Here is a 22,721-nt window from a genome sequence, read left to right on the forward strand (position 1 = left end):
CCGGCCGCGCCGGTTCGCGGCGCTCCGGCGGCGGTCGCTGGGACCCCGGCCTCCGCGGTGGCGTCCGCGTCCGCGGTGCCGTGTCCGTCTCCCGCAGCGTCGTCGGCGGCGTCGGTGGTCTCCTCGGCCGCGTCGCCGGCGGTGGAGGGACGCCGGGCCAGCACCGCGATCGCGGCGATCCCGGCCACGGCCAGTAGGGCGACGATGAAAATCCGCACGGGGCCGGAGCCGCCGCCGTCGCCGGGCGCGGATGGCGCCTCCTCGGCGAGGGTCGTGACGACAGCCGAGTTCGGGTCGATCATGCCCCAGCCGGTCGCCGGGTCGGCGTCGGGGCGTCCGGCCCGGTCCGCCGTGGTCTTGATCCGGTGTACGACCTGCGCGGCGCTCAGGTTCGGGAACGCCGACCGGACCAGGGTCGCCGTGCCGGCCGCGAAGGCGACGGCGTACTGCGAACCACTGCTGGCACGTATCCCCGAACCGCCGGCCCCGAGGCTGGCCACGTCGATGCCCGGCGCGATCACGTCGGCCCCAGAGGGCCGGTAGTTCGCCGCCGGTTGCCCCTCCGGGCCGACTCCACCGACCCGCAGCAGCGCGTCCGGTCCGGTGTTCGGGGCGGGTGACGGCGAGGCGTCGGTGCCGGCCGGCGCGGGAGCCACCACCACGACGTCGTGTTCGGACGCCCGGCCGATCGCCTCCGTCACCGCCGGGTCGGTGAGGTCGACGAAGGCGCCGAGCGCGACCACGCGGGCGCCCGCCGAGACCGCGACCTCGATCGCGGTCGCGGCGTCAGCCGGCTCGGACCTGGGCACGTCGCCGACCACCCGCACCGGCAGGATCGTGGCCTCCGGCGCGATTCCGGCGACCGTCGCAGGCCGCGTCGGGCCGGTTCCGGCCGGTGCCGCGGCGTCGCCGGGGCGGGCGCCGATGATGCTCGCCATCGCGGTGCCCGAGCCGAGACAGTCGACGTCGCCCCGGCCGGTGCCGGACGGGATGTCCGCGCCGACCGCGACCCGCCCGCCGAGCTCGGGAAGGCTGCCGTCCACTCCGGAGTCGACGACCGCGACGAGCACCCCCGCGCCACGCGTACGGCCCCACGCCTGGTCCGGGGCCATCCGCTCCTGGGCCCAACCGGAGTCGGGGCGCGACGGCACGGAGCTGGCGCACCGGGACGACGTCGGCGGGCGGGTGCCCTTGCCGGGCGCCGACGGCTTGGGCATGGTCACCGGCGGTACCGCCGGCGCCTGGTCCGGTCCGGACGACGGTTGCGTGGGCATCGGGCCGATGCGTACGCCGTCCCCGACCGCATCCCAGGGCAGGATGAGCGCCCAGCCGGCGCGCAGTTGACGGGAGTCCGTCAGGGTCTGACCGTCGGCCTGCTTGCGGCCCACGTTGAGCCGGTAGATCTCCTCGGCCCGGTTGGCGGCGCCGAGCAACCGGCCGGCGATCGCCGCCAGGTTCTCCGCGCTGTCCGGGCTCGACGCCACGGTGTAGTACTTCACGTACGCGCCGCTGTCCGCGTCCGCGCTGCCCGCGGACGGGGTGGGCGTCGCCGACACCGTGACGGACACCGACGCCGGGACGGTCGCGTCCGATGTCTGATCCCGCCCGGTCACCTGCGGCAGGACGGCCACCAGGGCCACGCTGCCGAGCAGGATGGGCCAGGCCCGCACCTTCGCCGTCACCGCCGGCCTCCTTCGCCTCGCCGTGTGCCTGTGGACGACCCGTGGTGGAACCGCGCGGTCGCCTTCACCGACGACGCTGCGCCAGGCCCACCGGTTCAAATTCCGATCCGTGCGGTCCGGCGACGTGCTCGTCGTGTCGTGCCGCCGGCCCGCGTCAACGGGTGGACTCGGTGACCCGTACCGACCAGCGGGACCGCACCACCTCGCCGACCAGCACGGGCACCGCCCGGCGGCCGGTACGGTCGGCCAGGGTGCGCGCCGTGCTCAGTTCCGCCCCGCGCAGGCCGCCACTGAACACCACGGCCGGTCCGGCCGACGCCGCGCGGTCGGCGTCGGGGAACACCTCCAGCCGCTGGTACCCGGACGGAAGGTCGGGGCCGAGTGCGTCGCCCACGACGATCACCGTCGCACCCGCGGTACGGAGTTGCTCGGCGATCGCGCGTGCCTGCCGGCGGGCCGCGGACGGCACACCGGTGACGGTGAAGACGTCGGGTGCGGCGGCGAGGTCGACGAAGAGTCGCCGCTCGCCCTGCCGGCCGAGGACGACGGGCAGCGCCGCGTCCGGCAGCCGACCGTCGCCGATCCAGGCGCAGGGCGTCTCCGCGATGCCGTCGGGTGCGCTGCCGAGCAGCCGTACGTCGAGCCGGTCCGGGGCGTCCGCAAGGGATTCGAGCTGCACCACCACCCGCCCCGACGTCGCCAGCAGCGACACGGGGCGTTCGACGACGACGGTCGTGGCCGCGACCTCGGGGGATCCCGTGGCGTCGGTGTTGAAGGCGACCTCGGGACGGGGGACCGGGCGGGGCTTCGCGTCGTCGGGTTCGACCTCGGTGGGCTCGGCCGACCGGGTGGCCTCCGCCGGCTCGGTGCTCTCCGCAGGCTCGGCGGGCGCGGCGGTCTCGGGCGCGGCCGGTGTGGCGGTCTCCGGTTCGGCGGGTGTGGCGGTCTCCGGTTCGGCGGGCGCGGCGGCCTCGGCGGGTCGTGGCCGGTGGCCGCCCCGCGCCAATCGCAGCACGACGGCGAGCAACGCCGCCATCACGAGTAGCCCGGCGGCGCCGACCAGGTACGGCGTGGCGCTCGTGCCGTCCTCCGCGGCGGCCGGCTCGCTGGGCCGCGGCTCTGATGGCGACGGCAGCGGGCCGACGCGTACCGCCGCCCCCTTGGCGTCGGGCGGCAGTTCGAGGATCCAGCCGGGTCGCAGCGCCGTGAGCGGGTCCGCCAGTGTGCCGCCGTCCGGCTGGCGGCGGTCACGGTTGAGCTCGAAGATCTCCCGGTACCGGTTGCCGTCGCCGAGGGTCTGCACCGCGATCTGGTAGAGGTAGTCGCGTTGGCCGTCGCGGGGCGGCCCGACCACGTAGTACCGGGTCGGGGCCGGGGCCGCCGGGGAACCGGCCGTCGTGGTGGGCGCACCGGCTCGCGCGGGCGTGCCGGTGCTCGACCGGGCGATGGTCAGGGCGGCCGGCGCGGCTTCGGGTAGCGCCGACCCCGGCTGGGCGGCGCGCGCCGGAGCCGGGACGGTAAGCGTCGCGACCGACGTGCTGATCGAGACGAGGCCCAGCGCCAGACCGAGGAGCAACCACGGGCCGCGACGTGTTCGCGTGGCGCCGGATCCGGTCGCCGGCGTCCGATCGGGCCCGTTCCCGACCCACCTGCCCATTCCGCACCATCCCTCGCGAACGCTCACCCCGCGGGTTCGGCCCAGACCGTACGCGACCCGGTCTCCGCGCGGCGAACCGCGTCGGGCCCTGGTACGCCCGGTGAACGAGGCACCGAGCGGAAGCGCCAGGCGACGGCGACCTCACCGGTGGCTCCTGTCTGGACGACCGGCGGGCCGCCGAGCCGGTCGGGCAGGTCCGGGACGGACGTTCCGGACCTGCCCGGCTGGTGCTGGGGGTGCTCGGGTCCGGGCTCGACGGCGCCTCCTGATCGGACGGCGCCGACGCGGGCCGGTGGGTCAAGCCGCGGCCAGGAACGCGGCGAGTGGCTCGACCAGCTGCGCCGGCGCCCGGTTGATGCCGTCGTGACCGCAGCGCGGAACCGGCAGCACCCGCATCCGTGGCAGGACGGGTGTCAGCGCCGCCGCGAGCCTCGGGTAGTGCGGAGGGCCGGCCTGCCCGTAGGCGAAGAGCACTTCGGCGGTGACGCCCGCGTACTGCTCGGGTGGACCGTCGTGCGCGGCGATCTCGGCGGTCTCGTAGAGCGTCATGTCGAGCAGTTCGCCCATCTGCCGCCCGACGGGATGGCGCAGCAGCAGCCGGCAGAGCGCGGTCTGCATGCCGAGGGGCAGTCGTGACGCCGGCGACTGGGGGTTGCCCGCGGCGCCGACGATCGCGAGCGCACGGGCGGTCTGACCGGCGCGCAGCGCCGCCCGTGCCCGGGGGACGAATTCGGCCTTGAAGATGCCGTCGACGGAGACGGCCGGGTCGTAGAGCGCGAGTCGTGCGATGGGCAGCGTGAGCGCGGCGCGCAGCGCGATGAAGCCGCCGGAGCTGTGCCCGACGACCGTGCGCGCCCCGGTGTGCGCGAGTACGGCGGCCAGGTCCTCGACCTCCTGCTGCACCGAGTAGGGCTCGCGGCGGGCCGGTGCGTCCGCCCGGCCGCGCCGGTTGTAGAGGTGCACGGTGTGGTGGTCGGCGAGGGCGGCGGCGAGCCTGCGGTACGGCTCGATGGTCACCCCGCCGCCGTGCACGACGACCACGTCCGGGCCGGTGCCGGTCGAATGCAGCACGATCTTCTCGCCATCAGGTGCGATGACCGGTTTCATGAGTGCCCACCTCTCCCGCAACTGCGAACGATGTTTGCAGTTTAAAGTAGATCAGTGAACGACGCGACCCCGAAATCCGGCCACCCCCAGCGAGAATCGATCTTTCGGCGACCGGCGCGCGGAACGCGGGGTCCGGCGCCCGCCCACAGCCGGGACGAACTCGTGACGGCGGCGATCGCGATCGCGGACACCAGCGGGCTGGCGGCGGTGTCGATGCGGGCGGTCGCCGCCCGATTGGACACCGGAGCCGCCTCGCTCTACCGCTACCTCTCTTCCCGGGACGACCTGCTGGACCTGATGGCCGACCGGGTGGCCGCCGAGTTGCGCCCGTACCCGGAGCCCGACGGCGACTGGCTGGACACGTTGGTGCGGATGGCCCGCGCGCAGCGGGCGGTGCACGAGCGCCACCCGTGGCTGTTCGAGCTGAGCCAGCGGGCCTCCGCCATCGGCCCCGAGGCGCTGGCCTTCTTCGACGCCTGCCTGAAGGTGATGGCACCGGTGCAGGCGAGCTTCGCCGCCAAGTTCGAGGCGATCGGCATGATGAACGGAGTGGCGATCCTGTTCGCGCGCAAACGCACCGCCGGCGAGGCCCTCACGTTCGTCGGCCTCGACGTCACGCCGTACCCGCATCTGCTCGCCGCGTTCAGCGGACCGGTCAGCGCGCCGCCGGCCACGGACCTCTTCGAGCGCGCGCTGCGCAGCCTGCTGCGCGGCCTGCTCACCACCGACGGGGCCTAGCGTTCGCCGCCGGAGCCGGTGCCCGGCCGCGGCGACCGATGCGACGACCAGCCGCGCGTAGGGACCGCCAGGGGGTGGCGGTCCCTACGACGGGCGGCACGGACCGGAGTACGTCGTGAACCGACGTCCGCTGTGGATGCCCCGACCGACCCGGCGTGACGATCGATTGCGATCATGCTCCGCAACGTTCCGCCCCCTACGAACGGAGCCGGGTCCTTGAACGTCCGTCCAATCCGCCGACGCGAGGCGGCACTCGCCGCCGCCCTCGCCCTCGCCCTCGGCGTCGGCACACCCGCGGCCGCCGCGCCACGCAGCAGTGGCGTCGCCGCGTCCCCCGTAGCCCGTACCGACCAGGCCCTGGCCGGCGCGCCGCGCCGGATCACCCTGGTGAACGGCGACCGGGTCACGCTCACCCCCACTCCCGGCGGCCTCGCGACCGACGTGCGCGGGCCGGCCGGCCAGCCGGTCGGCGCCCAGGTCACCACGTACGGCGAGGACACCTACGTCTATCCCGACTCGATCTCCCGCTATGTGGCATCGGGGTTGCTGGACCAGCGACTCTTCAACGTCACCCAGCTGATCGAGGACGGCTACGACGACGCGCACCGGGATCGGCTGCCGCTCATTCTCAGCTACGCGGACGCGGCCGCGCGGGCCAAGAGCACGCCGACCGGTGCGACCCGTGTCCGCGAACTGCCCAGCGTGCAGGGCGCGGCGGTCGAGGCCGACCGCCGCGAGGCGGCTCGCTTCTGGAGCGCCCTCACCGGTGCAGCGGCCGGGGCCGCGACCGCCAAGCGGGCCCACGCCGAACCGGTGCGGTTCACCGGCGGCGTGACGAAGGTGTGGCTGGACGGCAAGGTGCGCGCCGCGCTGGCCGACACCACGGCGCAGATCGGCGCGCCGCAGGTGTGGGCCGCCGGCAACACCGGTGCGGGAGTACCGGTCGCCGTCCTCGACACCGGCGTCGACGCCGGGCACCCGGACCTCACCGGGCAGGTCGCCGAGGCCCGCAGCTTCGTACCAGGCCAGGAGGTGACCGACCGCAACGGCCACGGAACACATGTCGCCTCCACGATCGCCGGCACCGGCGCCGCCTCGGACGGCCGGGAGCGCGGGGTGGCCCCCGGCGTCGAGCTGCACGTCGGCAAGGTCCTCAACGACGCCGGTGAGGGACAGGACTCCTGGATCGTCAGCGGCATGGAGTGGGCCGCCCGGGACGCGAAGGCCAGGGTCATCAGCATGAGCCTCGGCGGCGCGCCCAGCGACGGCACCGACCTGCTGAGCCGGTCGGTCAACCAGCTCAGCGCCGAGACGGGTGCCCTGTTCACCATCGCCGCCGGCAACTCCGGACCCGACATGCAGACCGTGGGCGCGCCGGGCAGCGCGGACGCCGCCCTCACCGTGGGCGCGGTGGACAACCTCGACCGCCTCGCGGTCTTCTCCAGTCGTGGGCCGCGCGCCGGCGACAACGCCCTGAAGCCCGACATCACCGCGCCCGGGGTCGACGTGCTCGCCGCCCGCTCGCGGTACGCGCCCGAGGGTGAGGGGCCGTACCAGAGCATGAGCGGCACCTCGATGGCGACGCCACACGTGGCCGGGGCCGCCGCACTGTTGGCCGCCGCCCATCCGCAGTGGACCGGGCGACAGCTCAAGGACGCGCTGATGAGCACCAGCAAGGTGACCCGCCAGTACGACGCCTACCGGGGCGGCGCGGGTCGGGTGGACGTCGCCGGCGCCGTCGCGGCGACCGTCTTCGCCACCGGCGTCGACTTCGCCGCGCTGCACTGGCCGTACGAGCCCGGGCAGCGCACCGAGCAGAAGGTGACCTACACCAACACGGGCGACACACCGGTCACCCTCGACCTGAACGTCGAGGCGCCCACCGCCCCGCCCGGGCTCTTCACCCTCACCACCGACCAGGTCACCGTGCCCGCGCACGGCACGAGCAGCGTCACCGTGCACGCCGACCTGGACCAGATGGCCGACGAGGACGGCTACGCGTACGCCACGGTGGTCGGCACCGGCCCGGCCGGCACCCCCCGCCTGCACACCCTGGTGGGGCTGGACAAGAAGGGGCAGCGTGTCGGGCTGACCGTCACCACGAAGGACCGCAACGGCAGCGGGCTGCCCGGACAGGTCCTGCTCAAGGACATCACCCGGGACGTGGTGCCGGAACTCTACGAGGTCGACGAGAGCGGCCGGCTCGACCTGCAGGTACGGCCCGGCACGTACAGCATCCTCATGCACGCCGAGGTGCCCGGTGTGCACGGGGCGCACTCGGTCGGCCGGGCGGTGCTGGTCGCCCCCGAGATCGTCGTCGGCGACGACGCCCGCACCGTCACGCTGGACGCCCGTACCCTGCGGCAGGTCAGCGCCGTCACCCCGCAGCGAACCAGCCTCGCCGGGCTCGGCATGCACTACTTCCGCTCCTATCCCGACCGGTACCGGCTCTCCGACAACTACCTCCTCGACCCCCGCTACGACAGCCTCTGGGCCACGCCGACGGGCAGGAGGGTCGAGCAGGGTTCCTTCACCCTCGGCTTCCGGTGGTCCATGATCCAGCCGCCGCTCACCGTGCAGGGCAAGGGCGGGCAGTACGACGACCTGCGGATGCAGAGCGGCTCCGAGATCGGCCCGCAGGGGCGGCACGACCTCGACGCCGTCTTCGTCGCGGGCACCACGCCGGCCGACGTCGCCAGGGCCCGGGTGGGCGGGAAGGTGGTGGTGGTCCGGCACACCGATCCGGCCACCGCGCTGGCGCAGGCCGACGCGGCGGCCGCGGCCGGCGCCCGGCTGATGATCCTCGTCAATGACGGGTACGGGCGGCTGGACGCCTGGGCGGACGTGCCGGACCCGCAGACGCCGCTGCCGGTCGCCTCGCTCGGCCGCGACCAGGGCGAGGAGCTGATCGAGCGGATCCGACGGGGCGACGAACGCCTGACCGTCGAGGGGCACGCCACCCCCGACTACCTCTACGACCTGGTCGACCGGCACCCGGGCGCGGTGCCGGGGAACCTGACCTACCGCCCTCGCGGCGGCGACCTGGCCCGGGTCGAGGTGTCGTTCCGCAACCCGAACCCGGGATCCGGTGTCTGGCTCCGATACAACGTCTCACCGGACGAACCCACCACGGCGCTGAGTGGGGTTTCGCTGCCCTTCCCAGCGCAGGGCGCGCGCACCGACTGGCTCTCCGCCGACGCGGGGAACGAATGGCTGGAGATGGCCAACCTCACTCCGCTCGTGCTCGCCTCCGAGCCGGTCTCCTACCCGGCCGGTCGTCGTACGGAGCAGAGTTGGTTCGCGCCCGTAGCGCGGCCCCGGGTGCCGCAGCGCTCGCTGCTGTCCGGCACGCCGGTGCTCGTCGGCACCGAGCTGTCCACGTACGGGCTGCCGAGCTGGGGCGACGCGGAGCCGCACCACCACGGGATGACCTGGGGGGCCGAGGTCGCCCAGACGACCAGCATCTACCAGGGTGACGACCTGATCGCCTCGACGCCCGGCGGTGGGATCGGCGCCGCGGTCGAGCCGGGCCGGCCGGTGCGGCTGGTCACCGAGGCGACCCAGGACGACGTCTCGCCGTACTCCACCAGGACAGCGACCGAGTGGGGTGTCGAGTTTCCCGACGCGGACCCGGAGTCGGTGCGGCAGCTTCCGCTGATCCAGCTCGACTACGGCGTGGAGGCCGACCCGGCCGGGCGCGCCCGGCGCAACGCCCGGCTGACCGTCTCGGCCGGCCACCTCGACGAGGCATGGCACGCCGGCACGATCCGGACGGTCGGCGTGGAGCTGTCGTACGACGACGGCCGGACCTGGCAACGGGCGACGAAGTTGCGGGCCGAGCACGACGGTTGGCGGCTCGATCTGTCCGCCCCGAAGTCGGCGCGATTCGCCTCGCTCCGCGTGACCGCCCGGGACTCGGTGGGCAACACGGTCACCCAGACCGTCGTACGCGCCTTCGGGCTGCGGTAGCTGCGGTGACACGGACCGGCCCGGGGCGGCGACGTCCCGGGCCGGCCCGATGGTGTTGGTCACCGAGCGTGTGCGGCGGTCCGGCGACCGACCTATGATTCGACGGTGTTCGACTCGCGCCACATCCGGACGTTCCACGAGGTGGTCCGGACGCGGTCGTACTCGGCGGCGGCCCAGGCCCTCGGCTACACGCAGCCGGCGATCAGCCAGCAGATGAAGGCCCTGGAACGCGAGGTCGGCACCCCGCTCTTCACCCGGGTGGGGCGGCGGTTGCGGCTCACCGAGGCGGGGGAGACGCTGGCTCGCCACACCCAGAACATCCTCGGCAGCATGTCGGTCGCCCGGGAGCAGATGGCCGCGATCGCGCGGCTGCGTACCGGCCTGGTACGGGTCTGCGCGTTCCCCAGCGCCAACGCGACCCTGGTGCCCGAGGCGATGGCCCTGCTCGCCGTCGAACATCCGGGCATCCGGGTGGAACTGCTCGAGGACGAGCCGCCTGATTCGCTGCGACGGGTGGTGCAGGGCGAGAGCGACGTGACCCTCGCGTTCACGTACCCGGGCCTTCGCGAGGAGGTGCCTGGCGAGCTGGTGGAGATCCCGCTGCTGGAGGATCAGCTCACCGTCCTGCTGCCGGTCGGGCATCCGATGGCCCGGCGCCGCGCGGTCCAGCTCGCCGACCTCGCGCAGGAGCGCTGGATCGCCGGCTGCCTGCGCTGCCGCACCAACTTCGTGCACGAGTGCGCCCAGCTCGGGTTCACACCCGACATCGTCTTCACCACTGACGACAACCTCGCCGTCCAGGCGCTCGTCGCGCAGGGGCTCGGCGTCGCGATGATGCCCGGCCTCACCCTCCCCTTCCTCCGCCGGGACAAGGTCCGGGGGCGACCGCTGGCGCCCGCCTCGCGGCGGCAGGTGTCGGCGTACGTCCTGCGCGAGCATTTGCGCATCCCCGCGACGGCCCGGTTGCTGGAAGCGCTCGCGACGGTGGCGGGACGCCGCGCCGATTCCACCGGTGGCGTGAGCCATAAGAGATTCTTGGGATCGGCTAAGGAACTGTAGTTGGACGTGATGGGTCACTCTGAGTCACGCTGGTTGTCATGACCACGCCGACTGCCACTGTCGCCACCACCGCCCGCCTCGCCCGGCTGGTCGAGGATGTTCGGGCCGTGGTCGACCGTGGCCTGCCGCCGGACCTGACCGCGTACCTGGTGGGGGAGCGGCTCGCCCCGCACCTCGGCGCCTCCGACCTGCTCACCCCGGCGCAGCGCGAGGGTGATCCGGAGCGTTACCGCCAGCACATCCTGCATGCGGAGCGTGACGGCGGATTCTCGATCGTCGCGCTCGTCTGGCTGCCCGGCCAGCGGACCTCGATCCACGATCACGTCGCCTGGTGCGTCACGGGGGTGCACCAGGGCGAGGAGCACGAGCGGCGGTACCGCCTCGTCTCCGACGGGCTCGCCGCCCGGCTCGTCGCCACCCAGGACGTCGTGAACCGGCAGGGCGAGGTGTGCGGCTTCGCGCCGCCCGGGGACATCCACCGGGTCTGGAACGGCGGCGACGGCAAGGCGATCTCCCTGCACATCTACGGCGCCGACATCTCCCGCCTCGGGTCGAGTGTCCGTCGCGTTTACGAGAATCCGACCGACGAGCAGTGAACAGGACACGGGTGCCGGCATGGCGCTGACCGGCACGACCGCGCACCAAACCGACTCGGCCGAACCGGCCCGTGCGGGGCACGACGACGCCGACCGTACGGGCGCTGCGAAGCGTGCGGGAGGGCGAAAGGTCCTCCCCGGGCTGATCGCCGCCGCTCTCGGCGCCACCGCCGCCTGGGCCGTGCACTGGCTGGTGCCCGCCGTGCCGGCGCTGACCGCCGCCGTGGTGCTGGGCATCGCCGCCGCCCACCTGCCCGTCGTCCGCGACCGGGTACGCGGCGCGGCCCGGCCCGGCCTCAGCGTCGCGGGTAAGCGGCTCATGCGGCTGGGCATCGTGCTGCTCGGGTTGAAGCTGAGCGTGCAGGACGTACGCGAACTCGGGTGGCCGAGCCTGGTGATGGTGATCGCCGTGGTGGCCGCGACGTTTGCCGGCACGTGGTGGCTGGGCCGCCGGATCGGGCTGCCCGGTGACCAGCCGCTGCTGATCGCCGCCGGCTACGCGATCTGTGGCGCCTCGGCGATCGGGGCGGTCAGCGCGGCGACCGGCAGCGACGAGGAGGACGCGGCCGCCTCGGTCGCCCTGGTGACGCTCTGCGGCACGCTCGCCATCGCCGTGCTCCCGCTGTTGCAGCATCCGCTGGGGCTCTCCGACCCCGAGTTCGGGCGTTGGGTCGGCGCGAGTGTGCACGACGTGGGACAGGTCGTCGCCACCGCGCAGACCGCGGGACCGGCGGCGCTCGGCGACGCCGTCCTGGTGAAGCTCATGCGGGTGGCTCTGCTCGCCCCGCTGGTCGCCGTGGTGGCGATCGGGCTGCGCCGGCGGGCGCGCGCCCACCACGCGGAGCGGGCCGGGGGCGCGCCCACGGCGAAGCCGTCCCTGGTGCCCCTGTTCGTCGTCGGATTCCTGGTCATGATCGCGGTACGCAGCACCGGATGGCTGCCCACGGGCGTGCTCGACGGCGCGTCCCTGGCACAGGAGATCCTGCTCACCGCGGCCCTGTTCGGCCTCGGCAGCGCGGTGCACCTGCCCACGCTGGCCCGCACCGGCGGACGGGCTGCGGCGCTCGGTCTGAGCGCTTGGGCGGTCGTCGCCGGCGTGTCGTACGCCGGCGTGCTGCTCACGACCTGATCAGTTGTCGCCGGCTGCCCCGAAGCGGGCGCCAGCACCGCAAGACTCCGAACGGGCCGTACCGGCGGCTCGCCACCGAGTTCACCACGGGCCCGCGACCGGGCCGCACCCGGTCGCGGGTTCCCTCGTTCAGCGGTGCGCCGGCCTCGGCCGCCGCGAGCCCGGTCAGGCGTGGCGGAGGCCCCGCGTGCGCCGCGCCCGACGTATGTACGAATTGTTCATCGTCCGGTTCGAGGTGCGCCCCGCGCCGCCCCGACGTCCCACTCCGGGACGTCGAGTCGATCCCCAACCGGCCGCGACGCGTCCCGGCTCGCCGGTCGACGCCATGACCGCGGCCCGGATTGAACCGAAGCGCGCCGCCGACCGTCGACCGTCGTGGGTGGCCGGGCCGGGTGCTCCGCTCGGGCCGACCGGAACGACGCGGAGGGAGCAGGGTTGATGACGCAGATCGGCGAGGTGCGGCAGGAACAGGCCGCCTTCCACCAGCTGCTGCTGCGGATGGCCGGTCGGCTGCCGGACGAGCTGATCGCCGAGGCCCGGCGCTGGCTGGTCGCGGACGAGCTCGTGGAGATCGCGCAGGCGGTGGTCTTCGCCGCGCTCGCCGCGCGGGTCGCGGTGACCGAGGCCGAGGCGGCGCTGCTGGCCGACACCCTCACCGACGCCGGCGAGGACGTCGAGGCGCTGGCCGACCTGGAACGCTCCGAGGCCGATCCGCAGCCGCTGTACGGCGTGGCCCCGGTCAGCCCGGAGGTGCTCGCCGAACACGGCGACGCGGTGCCGTACGCCGTCGACCTGACCCAGCCGTACGAGGGACCGGGTGGGCTGGACGAGACCGACGCCGCCGCCGTGGCGGCGATGCCGTCGCTCGCCGCGGACGCCTCCGCCCGGGCGCTCTGGCGTACCTGGCGGTTCCCGGCGATGGGCACCCAGTGGCCGCCGCCGCGGCGGGTCTACCTGCTGCAGGCCGACCACGAGACGACCCTGCCCGCACTGGCCGCCGGACTCCAGGACGCGCTGACCGTGGCGGGCGAGGACAATCCGCAGGTGGAGGCGTTCGTGGACGCCGACGCGCTCCCCGCCTACCAGCGGACCGCGCTCGGCTTCTCCGCGCTGCTGTGGACCGCGAGGCCGGGGGAGACGCCGGCCGTGGCGCGGGTCTTCGACACCTTCGAGCCCGGCGTCGGCCCGGGCTTCGAGCCGGACCATCCCTTACTCGACGAGACCGAGGCCGACCAGGTGGCGCGCTACCTCGACGAGGGGGTGCCGCTGCTGATCACCCCGGACCTCGCTCCGGACGTGGTCGACCCGACCCGAGAGCCGGCGGTGCCGACCGCGTTCCGCACCGACGGGCGGTGGATCTGGAGCGACGCGGTCAGCTACTACCTGCGCGGCTACGGCCTGGCGCCCGATCCCGCACTCCTCGCCGAGATCCGGAAGAACGCGTACCGGTCCCCGGAGGTCGACGCTGTGGCGTTGCACCGGGCGCTGTCGGTGCTCTACACCTCGGCAGCGGGCGGCGTCGACGCGGTCGAGGAGTCCGATGTGGCCGACGCCGTCGACGAGCCCGCCGGCGGCGGTGACGCGGATGGGACCGCCACGGCGAAGCCGGTTTGAACCGACCAGGGATGATCTCCGTCGTACAACCGAGCGTCTTGCTGAGGGGGATCCAACGGTGTCCATGGCTCCCGGTGGTGGCGGCCGGCCCCGGCTGCGGCACATGCTGCGCGGGCTCAACGCGCCCCGTGGCCCGTTCGGCCGTCCCGCCCGGCGCTGGACGGCCGCTCTGATCCTGCTCGTGCTGGCCGGGGCCGCCGGCGTCGTGGCCAGTTCCGGATTCGGCCGCGCCACGGCGGGGCAGGCCCGGCAGCTCGTCGGTCTGCCGGTACCGGCCGGCGAGGCGCGGATGGTCGCCGCGGCGGCGCTCTCCTGCCCGGCGCTCACCCCGGCCCGGCTCGCCGGGCAGCTGATGGCCGCCTCCGGGTTCGACGCCGACGCGCGGACTTCCGTCGGCAGTGGCCTGGCCGGACTGTCGGACGCGTCATGGGAGCGGTGGAAGCCCACGGTCGCCGCACACCGGGCCGACGATGCCGCCAACATCACCGCCCTCGCCCACCTCACCTGCGACCTCGTCGGGCAGGTCCGGCAGGCCGGCGTCGAGGGCGACGCGTGGCTGCTCGCGTTGGGTGCGTACCACTCGGGGATCGCCGCCGTACGCGAGGCCGGCGGCGTTCCCGTCCCGGCCCGCGAGTACGTCGACACGGTCGCCGGATACGCCGCCTGGTACGCCCGCCAGCCGCTGTCCGGCACCGCCACCCCGACCACGGCGAACGGACCGGTCGGGGTGGCGCCCAGCCGGGACACCCCCGCGCGACCGGTGCCCGAGGACTACCTGGCGGCCGTGCGCGAGGCCGGCGGGCGCTGCCCCGCGCTCTCGCCCGCCCGGGTGGCCGCCCAGCTGATGGCCTCCTCCGGATTCAACCCGAACCTGCTCAGCGTCGATGGTGGACAGGGCATCGCCCAGTTCACGCCGGAACGCTGGGCCCGGTACGCGCCCTTCGCCGCGGCCGCCTCGCCCTGGGATCCGGGCGCGGCCGTCCCGGCGCTCGCCCACACCATGTGCTCTCTCGTCGGCGAGTTGGCCGGGGTGGGCACGGACCCGTACCGCACGGCGCTGGCCGCGTTCCGGGCCGGCCCCGAGGCGGTACGCCAAGCCGGCGGAGTGCCGGACAACCCCGCCGTACGCGACTACCTGAACCTGGTCTCGACGTACGTCGGCTACTACGGGGCCGACGCGCGACTCGCCGCCGAACCGCCCGCGCAGCCACCCCGCACGCCGACCGTCACCCGGACACCGCAGAGTCCCCGGCCACCCGCCACCAAGCCGGGCAGCGGTTCGACCACCCGGCCGTCGCCCACCCGGTCGGCGAGCACCAGCAAGCCGCCCAAGAAGCCGGACTGGCAGACCCGAGTGGTCAACGGCACCTCGGTGCTACGCCCCGGCGGCTCGTGGCGCACCAACCGGCTGACCCTCACCCTGACCTCCGACGGCAACGTCGTGCTCTACGACCAGGGCCGCGGGGTGTGGAGCGCGCAGACCTCCGGCAAGGGCGCGGACCAGTTGGTCTTCCAGGCGGACGGGAACCTGGTGCTCTACACGCGCGGCATGGCGACGATCTGGAGCACCCGTACCGACGGTCACAACGGCGCGATCCTCGTGCTGCAGAACGACGGCAACGTCACCATCTCGCAGAACGGCCGGACGCTCTGGCAGACGGGAACGGCGAAGGCGGGCTGACCCTCGAGATCCGCCCACTCCGTCAATCCGTCAGTCGAAAGCGAGGTGATCCGTCCCATGTCCCCGGGCTGGACCGATCCGCCGTCGACGACCGGCGTCATCGTGGAGACCGCCGGTGACGCGCTGGTGCTGCGTACCGAGGCGGACGCCCGGGAACCGTTCGTCGCGCTGGCTGTTGCGCTGCCCGTCGAGGCCGGGCAGACCGCGGTGCTGAGCGCGCCGACGGTGACGGGCCGTACCGACTTCTTCGAGCTTCTCCCGGACCTGCTGATCGAGCACCTCGGCGGCAGTGCCGGGGCGGTCCGGGTCGTCGCGACGGGTGCGTACGCCTCCTCCGTCCAGGCGGTTCCCGCGGCGCGGAAGCTGGCCGAGTGGGTCGGCCAGGACGTGCTCGTTCCGGTCGTCGGGCTGGTGGTGGCACCCGATGGCGGACATCTCCTGCCGGCCGACGCGCTCGGCTCGATCTGGGTGATGTGCTCGCCCGACTGGCCGCCCCGCCCGGCGGCCGCCTGGCCACCGCCGGTTCCGGCAGACGCCGAGTCGGTATCGCCCGCGACGCCGTCCGCACCTTCGTCACCCGCACCCGTGCCACCCGTGCCCGCCTCGCCCGTGCCCGCGACTGTGCCGTCCGCGCCTTCGTCACCCGCGCCCGGGTGGGCGGAGTCGCCGTCGTCGCCCGAGGCGCCACCTCGGCCGATACGCCGCGTCTGGCCCGTCGGGGGACCCTGGTGGTTGGTGTCCCGGTTCGACGGTGTGGTCGCGGTGCCGCGCGAGCGTCCGCCCCTCATCTGGCTGCCGCCCCGCCCTGCGCCCACCGCAGCCGCACCGAGCGAAGTCGCCACCCCGCCCCCCGACCTGCCCGGCGTGCGTACCCGCGCGGGCTGGTCCTTCGTGGATGATCCGGCCGATGACCGGCCGGCTCCGGCGCTCGCCGGCTTCGTCGTCGAGGTCACCGTCGGCGCGACCGGGTTCCGGGTCGGGGGCCGTCCGACCCCACCGCGAGCGTTCGCGAGACTGGTCGCGGCGTGCCGCCCGGACGCACGCCAACCCGTCGTGCTCGTGACCCGGGGCGCGACCGTCTCCGGGCCGGCGGCCGACCTGCTCTACGGCGGCCTGGCCGACGCACTGGCCGTCCACGTCTACGCCGCCGACGGGGAGGTGCAGCACACCAGCAGTGGATTGTTGCGGACCGCCGGCGTCTTCCGCCGCTGGAGTCCCCGGCGCGCCCGACCGGGCCAGGGGCGACCGGCGCGTCAGATCAGGGTGGTCGGCCAGGTGCTGCCGCCGCTGCCGGGCACGGTCGGCCGTCGCGTCGTGCCCGCCGACCGTCCGCCGGGCGCAGACACGACGCGGACCGTTCCGCCGTCCGCCGTGGGCCCGGCGGTCGGTGGGTCGCTCACCGATCCGGGCCCGGCGGTCGACCCGGTCCCGGCACCCGGCGGGCCGGCACGACAGCCGGACTTCCCGGCCGGCGTCGACGCCGCCGGCGGCCCGAGCATCGGACCCGAGCCGGAGCCGGAGCCGGAGCCGGTGGACGCCGCGATCGCCGTACTGCTCGATCCGGAGCGCTGGCGCATCCGGTCGGCGGTTCCGCCGGTCACGGTGGCTCCCGGGCCGCCGGAACCGGCGGAGCCTGCGCCGGTCCCCGCCGGTCCGGCCGCGACGGCGCCCGGCGCCGCACAGGGCGTTCCGGCCGAACTGCCGGCGTCGCGGGCGGTGACGGCACCCGGCGACGGGGCCGGACCGGTCACGCTCGCGCCCTCGGGTGTCACGGCCGAGCCGGTTTCCGGCGCTCCGGCGGCCGTCGCGGCTGACCGGCCCGAGCCGGTCGCTCCGGTGCGGATCAGCCTTCCCGGCGCGGCTGCGACCGTCCCCGGTCTGCCCGAGGGCGTGGTCGTGTCGAGCGCCGACGCGACCCCCGCAGGGATGTCCGGAGCCTCCCCCGACGTGCCCGGGACCTCCACCGCCGTGGCGCGCCCCTGCGGCAGCGACGCGGTCGACGGCGGTGCGGACGCTCCCGCTGCCGCGTCCGGAGGGCTCGCCGGTCCCGTTGCCGACGTGCCGAGAGCACGCTGGCTTCCGAGCGCCGATCCGGAGCTGACGGTCGCGAACCGGGCGGCGCTGCGCCAGGCGGTCGGCGCTCGCTACGACGCCCACGCCCGGGTGGTCACCCGGACCCTGGCCGAGTCGCCGGGACTGCGGGCCGCGGCGGGCGCGGTCGCCGACCTCGCGGCCGGGCTCGTCGCGGTGCGGGCGTACTGCGACGGCGGACGTGAGTACGTCAACGGGCTGCTGCGCGGTGGCGGCGACGACGAGGAGGCCGAGCGGGCCGAGCTGCTGGCCCGCTGGGCCACGTACGGGCTGCGTCGGCTCCCGTCGGTGTTCGGCCCGGTCTTCCGGCCCGGACCCGCCGACTTCGCGCACGTGGCTGCGTACCGCCCCGGTGACGTGCTCGCCGAGCCGGCTTTCGTCGACGTCGATCTGGCCGCCGGAGCGGTCCCGCCGTCGGGGGTGGAGTTCGCGATCTGGTCGGTCAGCGCCCATCGGCTCGGCGGGCTGGCCGCCGACACCGATCCGGGCGGCGCCGTCTTCCAGCCGGGCAGCCGGTTCCTGGTTCTCGCGGTCGAGGAACAACCCGGCGAGGGCGCGCCGGTGCGGGTGATGTTGCAGGATCTCGGCGCCACGTACGCGGCCGAGCCGCGCCGCGGAGGACGCAACGACTCGGAGCGGATCCTGGCCCAGCTGCGGGCGGCGCCGCGTACCGGTGCGAGCCGGACGACGGGCTTCGCCCCGGGGCTGGACGACGAGGGCCGCCCCTTCCAGCGACCGGCGGAACTCGCCGGCGCTGCCGCGGTGAACAAGGGTGGGAGCGCGTGAGCAACGGCATGCTGCTGGTGTCCCAGACGGATCCGGGACACCTGTCGACCATCGAGGAGGCCGTCCGGGCGGCCGCGCCGGGGGCGACAGTCGTCGTCCAGCCGGGCACGTACCGCGAGCAGCTGCGGCTGACGCGGGACGTGGTGGTGACCGCGGAGGACGGGCCGGGCACGGTCACCATCGACGGCGGTGACGGCGTGGCGGTCTTCGCCGCCCGGGGCACGGCGACGCTGCGCGGGCTGACCCTGCGTGGCGGCGGCACCGACCTGCCCGCGGTCCAGGTGGGGCAGGGCCGCCTGCACCTCACCGACTGCGACGTGGTCGGGCAGGGCATCGTGGCGGTGCACGTTCCGGGCGGCCGGTTCGAGCTACGTGACTGCCGGGTCAGCAATCCGGCCGGCGCGGGTTTCCTGATCGAGGGGAACGCCACCGGCGAGGTCGTGCGGACCACGGTGCGCGACGTGGACAGCGCCGCGATCGTGATCACCGGCGGAGCCGACCCGGTGTTCCGTGACTGCACCCTGGCCGACGTGCGTGGCGCGGGCGTGCTCGTCACCAGGGGCGGTCGGGGCAGCGTCGAGGCGTGTGACATCAGCGCCGTCGAGGGGCCGGCCGTGGCCGTCGAGGAGCACGGTGCCGTCCGGGTGGTGCGTACCACCGTGCACGACACCTCCGGCGCGGGCGTCTTCGTCGCCGGCGGCAGCCCCACGTTCGAGGAGTGCGAGTTGCGCGCCGTCGGCGGCCACGGCGTGGTCCTCTCCGGCACCGCCGACCCGGTGCTCACCCGGTGCCGGGTCAGCGGCAGCGCCGGCCACGGGTTCTACGCGCTGGAGACCGCGACCGGAGTGTTCAGCGACGGTGAGATCAGTGGCACCGGATCGGCCGCCGTGGCCGTGGCCGGCTCGGCGGCGCCGCGGATCGAGGGCGGTCGGGTCTCCGGCGACGGTGGCGTCGCGCTGCTCTTCGACGCCGAGTCGGCGGGCACCGTACACGGGCTGACCGTCCAGGGCGGACAGGAAGGTCTGCTGGTGCAGGGTCGGGCACGCCCAGCCATCGAGAACGTCACGATCACCGACTGTGCCCAGTACGGCGTACGGGTGGCCGACAGCGCCGGCCCGAGCGTGCGCGGAACGCGCATCGACGGATGTCAGGCTGGTGGCGTCCAGGTTGGTCGTGGTGCGACTCTCACGATGCTGGAGAGCACCGTCAGCGCCGGGGCGAACGCGTTGCTGCTCGCCGCCGGTGGCGCCGCCACGGTCACCGCCTGCGAGTTCGGCGGGGCCCGGCAGGCAGGCGTCCTGGTGCAGCAGGAGGCCACGCTGACGTTGGCCCGTACCCGGGTCCGCGGCAGCGGCGGACCGGGAATCCAGTTCGGGGCCGGTTCCTCCGGTCAGCTCGACGGCTGCGAGGTGCTGGAGAACACCGGCGACGGACTGCTCGTAGAGACACTGGAGCCGGTGCGGGTGCGCACCACCACCATCGTCGGCAACGGCGGTGAGCCGATCCGGCTGACCGTGCCGGGCAGCGTCGACGTGGACGATTCGCGGGCGTCCGGGCCGTCGTCGGGCGGCGAGCCGCCGCGCCCCGGGGAGACCGCCGGTCGGCCGTCCGCTCCGGTGCCCGCGACACCCGTCGCCACCGGCGACCCGACCCCGGCCGCCACCACGGTGGCCGCGAGCACCGGGCAGTCGGTCGCCCCGGCCGACCCGGCGACGCCGCTGCTGGCGGAGTTGGACGCGCTCGTCGGGCTCGCCGGGGTGAAGCACGAGGTCGCGACCCTGGTCGGGCTGCACCGGATCAGCCAACGCCGCGCCGCCGCCGGCCTGCCGGCGCCGCCGATGTCCCGGCACATGGTGTTCGCCGGTGCTCCCGGCACCGGCAAGACCACGGTGGCCCGGCTGTACGGGCGCATTCTCGCCGCGCTCGGCGTGCTGAAGTCCGGTCAACTGGTCGAGGTCGCCCGGGCGGACCTGGTGGCCGAGCACATCGGTGGTACGGCGGTGAAGACCACCGAGAAGTTCAACGAGGCGCGCGGCGGTGTGCTCTTTGTCGACGAGGCGTACGCGCTCGCCCCGGTGGAGGGCGGCAACGGTCACGACTTCGGCCGGGAGGCGATCGACACCCTGGTGAAGCTGATGGAGGACCACCGCGACGAGGTGGTGGTCATCGTCGCCGGCTACTCGGCGCAGATGCGCCAGTTCCTGGACGCCAACCCGGGGCTGGCCTCCCGGTTCTCCAAGACCGTCGAGTTCGAGAGCTACTCGACGGATGAGTTGGTCACCATCGTGGAGCGGCTCTGCAGCACGCACCACTACTCGCTGGAGTACGACACCCGGACGGCGCTGGCCAGCCTCTTCGACGGGATGGGCCGGGACGCGAACTTCGGCAACGCCCGGGTGGCCCGGAAGGTGTTCGAGGAGATGATCGGACGCCAGGCGTACCGGCTCTCCGAGGCCGGCGATCCGTCCGGGGTCGAGCTGGCGCAGCTGCTGCCGCAGGACCTGGGCGCGCCGGCGGGGACCGGGGTGCAGGCCGGGGTGGCGCGCGACGACGAGGTCGACCGGCTGCTCGGCCGGCTGAACGCCATGATCGGTCTGGCCGGGGTGAAGCGTGAGGTGGCCGACATGATCGACCTGCTCGCGACCATCCGGACCCGGGTCAGGGCGGGGCTGCCGGCGCCGTCGGTCTCCCGGCACCTGGTCTTCTCCGGGCCGCCCGGAACGGGTAAGACCACGGTGGCCCGGTTGTACGGAGAGCTGTTGACCGCGTTGGGCGTGCTCGCCGGCGGCCAGTTGGTGGAGGTCGCCCGCGCCGACCTGGTGGGGGAGTACATCGGGCACACCGCTCAGCGCACCCGGGAGGCGTTCGACCGGGCCCGGGGCGGCGTGCTTTTCATCGACGAGGCGTACACGCTGGCGCCGCCGGACGCCCGCCAGGACTTCGGTCGGGAGGCCATCGACACGCTCGTCAAGCTGATGGAGGACCACCGCGACGAGGTGGTCGTCATCGCCGCCGGGTACGAGGAGGAGATCGAGGAGTTCCTCGCGGCCAACGCGGGTCTGGCGTCCCGGTTCTCGCGCCGGATCCACTTCACCAACTATGACGCCAACGACCTGGTCGCCATCTTCCAGAACCTGGCCGCGGCGAGCGGTTACGAGTGTCCGGGAGAGACGCTGGCGGCCCTGCGTGGACACTTCGAGCGGGTACCGCGGACCCGGTCGTTCGGTAACGGCCGGTACGCGCGGCAGGTGCTTGACGAGGCGATCACTCGCCAGGCCGGCCGGATCCGGTCGTTGCGTGACCCGAGCGTGGAGCAGTTGAGGATGCTCCTCGTCGAGGACGTCGCAGCTACATGACGCTTTCCAGTGTTGTGCCGTGCCTGCCGGCGTTTGTAATGATTTCGTGAATGTTTCGCTTGAACGGCACAGCCCTGGCCGTATGCTTCACCGAAGCTCCGACATGGATCCTGCCGGCGACCGCCGGGATCCCGTGCGGGAGCGAGGCGTGACGGTTACCGGGGAGGTTTCTTGTTGGTGCCGGCCAAGCTTGTCGGCGCGGCCCCGTCCGGCACCGGCGGCGGTGACGGAGGGCCGGACGACGAGGCACGGGCGCAGGCTCGGATGCGCGAGGTGCACGCCGAACACGCCGAGCCGCTCTACCGCTTCCTGCTGCGGTTGAGCTGGGGTGAGCGCCAGCTCGCGGAGGACCTGCTCCAGGAGACGATGTTGCAGGCGTGGCGGCACCTCGACCGCCTGCCCGACAGCAGCGAGTCGGTTCGCCGGTGGCTGTTCATCGTCGCGCGGCGGATCGCCATCGACGCGGCGCGGGCCCGCCAGGCTCGGCCCACCGAGGTGGGTCTGAACGACCTCACCCGGCTGCCCGCGAGCGGCGACGTGACCGAGGACGTGGTGGTCGTGCAGACGGTGCGCCGCGCGCTGCCGAGACTGACGCCCGCGCACCGGGCCGTGCTGATCGAGCTGTACTACCGCGGCCGATCGACGGACGAGGCGGCGGCCCGTCTCGGCATCCCCGAGGGAACGGTGAAGTCGCGCGCGCACTACGCGTTGCGGGCATTGCGGGCGGCGATCGGCCGTACCGATGCCGATTGACGATTCGTCGCGAGGTCAGGATGTGCGGATGCTGACCCGGACGGCCGCTCACGTCATACAGTGGTCGCGAGTTCGCGAGTCGCCCTGGCCCGCGCCGAGACGGTAGCCAGGCCACCGAGAAGAACTGGCGCGCTGATGACCGACGAGGGTGACGGTACCCGCTGCACGTGTGACGGCTGCGGGCCGTACCTCCTGGGTGCGCTCCGCCCGGACGCGGTGGTGGCCTTCGAGGCGCACCTGCTGGAATGCGGCCGTTGCCGACGCGAGTGCGAGCGCCTCGGTCCAACCGTCAGTGCCATCGCCGGCCTCGGTCCGGACGAGGCGCTGGAGTCGCCGGACGCCGGCGAGAGCAAGCGCCGGGACTGACCGTCCGGCACGGATCCCGAGCGCCCCACCTCGGCTGACATCCGCCGACAGTGGGTTCCCCCCGTCCGCGGGCCGGGGGGCGGGGCCGGGGGGTCACCGGGCCGTGAAGGGCGGGGGCCCTGGGCCGGGGCCCGGGC

The 22,721-nt window shown here is 74.3% G+C and carries 14 protein-coding genes; 11 read left to right on the top strand and 3 right to left on the bottom strand.

Annotated features, from left to right (window positions below):
• The 3 genes from ABZS42_RS30595 to ABZS42_RS30605 form a co-directional block, all read right to left on the bottom strand.
• The coding region (locus tag ABZS42_RS30595; RefSeq protein ID WP_355151223.1) for a S8 family serine peptidase at window positions 1–1,682 on the bottom strand (1,682 nt) is incomplete at its 3' end.
• A 154-nt stretch (window positions 1,683–1,836) separates the two neighbouring features.
• Complete coding sequence (locus ABZS42_RS30600) at window positions 1,837–3,258, bottom strand: hypothetical protein (protein WP_355151225.1); 1,422 nt, start codon at window positions 3,256–3,258, stop codon at window positions 1,837–1,839.
• A gap of 378 nt (window positions 3,259–3,636) precedes the next feature.
• A complete protein-coding gene (locus ABZS42_RS30605; RefSeq protein WP_355151227.1) occupies window positions 3,637–4,446 on the bottom strand; it encodes an alpha/beta hydrolase in 810 nt (269 codons plus the stop codon).
• 162 nt (window positions 4,447–4,608) lie between these two features.
• Here ABZS42_RS30605 and ABZS42_RS30610 point away from each other — a divergent pair, with 162 nt between their 5' ends.
• From ABZS42_RS30610 to ABZS42_RS30660, 11 genes are all read left to right on the top strand, one after another.
• A complete protein-coding gene (locus ABZS42_RS30610; protein ID WP_355151229.1) occupies window positions 4,609–5,184 on the top strand; it encodes a TetR/AcrR family transcriptional regulator in 576 nt (191 codons plus the stop codon).
• Window positions 5,185–5,400: 216 nt separating this feature from the next.
• Complete coding sequence (locus tag ABZS42_RS30615) at window positions 5,401–9,153, top strand: S8 family serine peptidase (protein WP_355151231.1); 3,753 nt, start codon at window positions 5,401–5,403, stop codon at window positions 9,151–9,153.
• A 105-nt stretch (window positions 9,154–9,258) separates the two neighbouring features.
• Window positions 9,259–10,212: a LysR family transcriptional regulator gene (locus tag ABZS42_RS30620; RefSeq protein WP_355151233.1), complete on the top strand. Its 954-nt coding sequence runs from the start codon at window positions 9,259–9,261 to the stop codon at window positions 10,210–10,212.
• 38 nt (window positions 10,213–10,250) lie between these two features.
• Entirely contained in the window at window positions 10,251–10,808 is a 558-nt protein-coding gene (locus tag ABZS42_RS30625; protein ID WP_355151235.1) for a cysteine dioxygenase family protein, read from the top strand.
• 19 nt (window positions 10,809–10,827) lie between these two features.
• The gene (locus ABZS42_RS30630; protein WP_355151237.1) at window positions 10,828–11,937 is read left to right on the top strand and encodes a putative sulfate exporter family transporter; all 1,110 of its coding nucleotides are present in this window, start codon (window positions 10,828–10,830) and stop codon (window positions 11,935–11,937) included.
• 438 nt (window positions 11,938–12,375) lie between these two features.
• Window positions 12,376–13,551, top strand: a complete 1,176-nt coding sequence (locus ABZS42_RS30635; protein ID WP_355151239.1) for a hypothetical protein — start codon at window positions 12,376–12,378, stop codon at window positions 13,549–13,551.
• A gap of 58 nt (window positions 13,552–13,609) precedes the next feature.
• Window positions 13,610–15,232, top strand: a complete 1,623-nt coding sequence (locus tag ABZS42_RS30640) for a hypothetical protein (RefSeq protein WP_355151241.1) — start codon at window positions 13,610–13,612, stop codon at window positions 15,230–15,232.
• A gap of 57 nt (window positions 15,233–15,289) precedes the next feature.
• Window positions 15,290–18,109: a hypothetical protein gene (locus ABZS42_RS30645; RefSeq protein ID WP_355151243.1), complete on the top strand. Its 2,820-nt coding sequence runs from the start codon at window positions 15,290–15,292 to the stop codon at window positions 18,107–18,109.
• A complete protein-coding gene (locus ABZS42_RS30650) occupies window positions 18,106–21,465 on the top strand; it encodes a right-handed parallel beta-helix repeat-containing protein (RefSeq protein WP_355151245.1) in 3,360 nt (1,119 codons plus the stop codon). Before ABZS42_RS30645 ends, ABZS42_RS30650 begins: the two co-directional genes overlap by 4 nt.
• Before the next feature lie 264 nt (window positions 21,466–21,729).
• Entirely contained in the window at window positions 21,730–22,218 is a 489-nt protein-coding gene (locus tag ABZS42_RS30655) for a sigma-70 family RNA polymerase sigma factor (protein WP_355151248.1), read from the top strand.
• A gap of 135 nt (window positions 22,219–22,353) precedes the next feature.
• Complete coding sequence (locus ABZS42_RS30660) at window positions 22,354–22,584, top strand: zf-HC2 domain-containing protein (protein WP_355151246.1); 231 nt, start codon at window positions 22,354–22,356, stop codon at window positions 22,582–22,584.
• Window positions 22,585–22,721: the final 137 nt, after the last annotated feature.

It is taken from the genome of Micromonospora sp. NPDC005367, from assembly GCF_040606825.1.
Taxonomy (GTDB): Bacteria; Actinomycetota; Actinomycetes; order Mycobacteriales; family Micromonosporaceae; genus Micromonospora.

Coding starts and splice junctions, on each gene's coding strand:
- ABZS42_RS30630 (WP_355151237.1), top strand. CDS start 10,828: ATGGCGCTGACCGGCACGACCGCGCACCAAACCGACTCGGCCGAACCG.
- ABZS42_RS30645 (WP_355151243.1), top strand. CDS start 15,290: ATGTCCCCGGGCTGGACCGATCCGCCGTCGACGACCGGCGTCATCGTG.
- ABZS42_RS30635 (WP_355151239.1), top strand. CDS start 12,376: ATGACGCAGATCGGCGAGGTGCGGCAGGAACAGGCCGCCTTCCACCAG.
- ABZS42_RS30625 (WP_355151235.1), top strand. CDS start 10,251: ATGACCACGCCGACTGCCACTGTCGCCACCACCGCCCGCCTCGCCCGG.
- ABZS42_RS30655 (WP_355151248.1), top strand. CDS start 21,730: ATGCGCGAGGTGCACGCCGAACACGCCGAGCCGCTCTACCGCTTCCTG.
- ABZS42_RS30605 (WP_355151227.1), bottom strand. CDS start 4,446: ATGAAACCGGTCATCGCACCTGATGGCGAGAAGATCGTGCTGCATTCG.
- ABZS42_RS30660 (WP_355151246.1), top strand. CDS start 22,354: ATGACCGACGAGGGTGACGGTACCCGCTGCACGTGTGACGGCTGCGGG.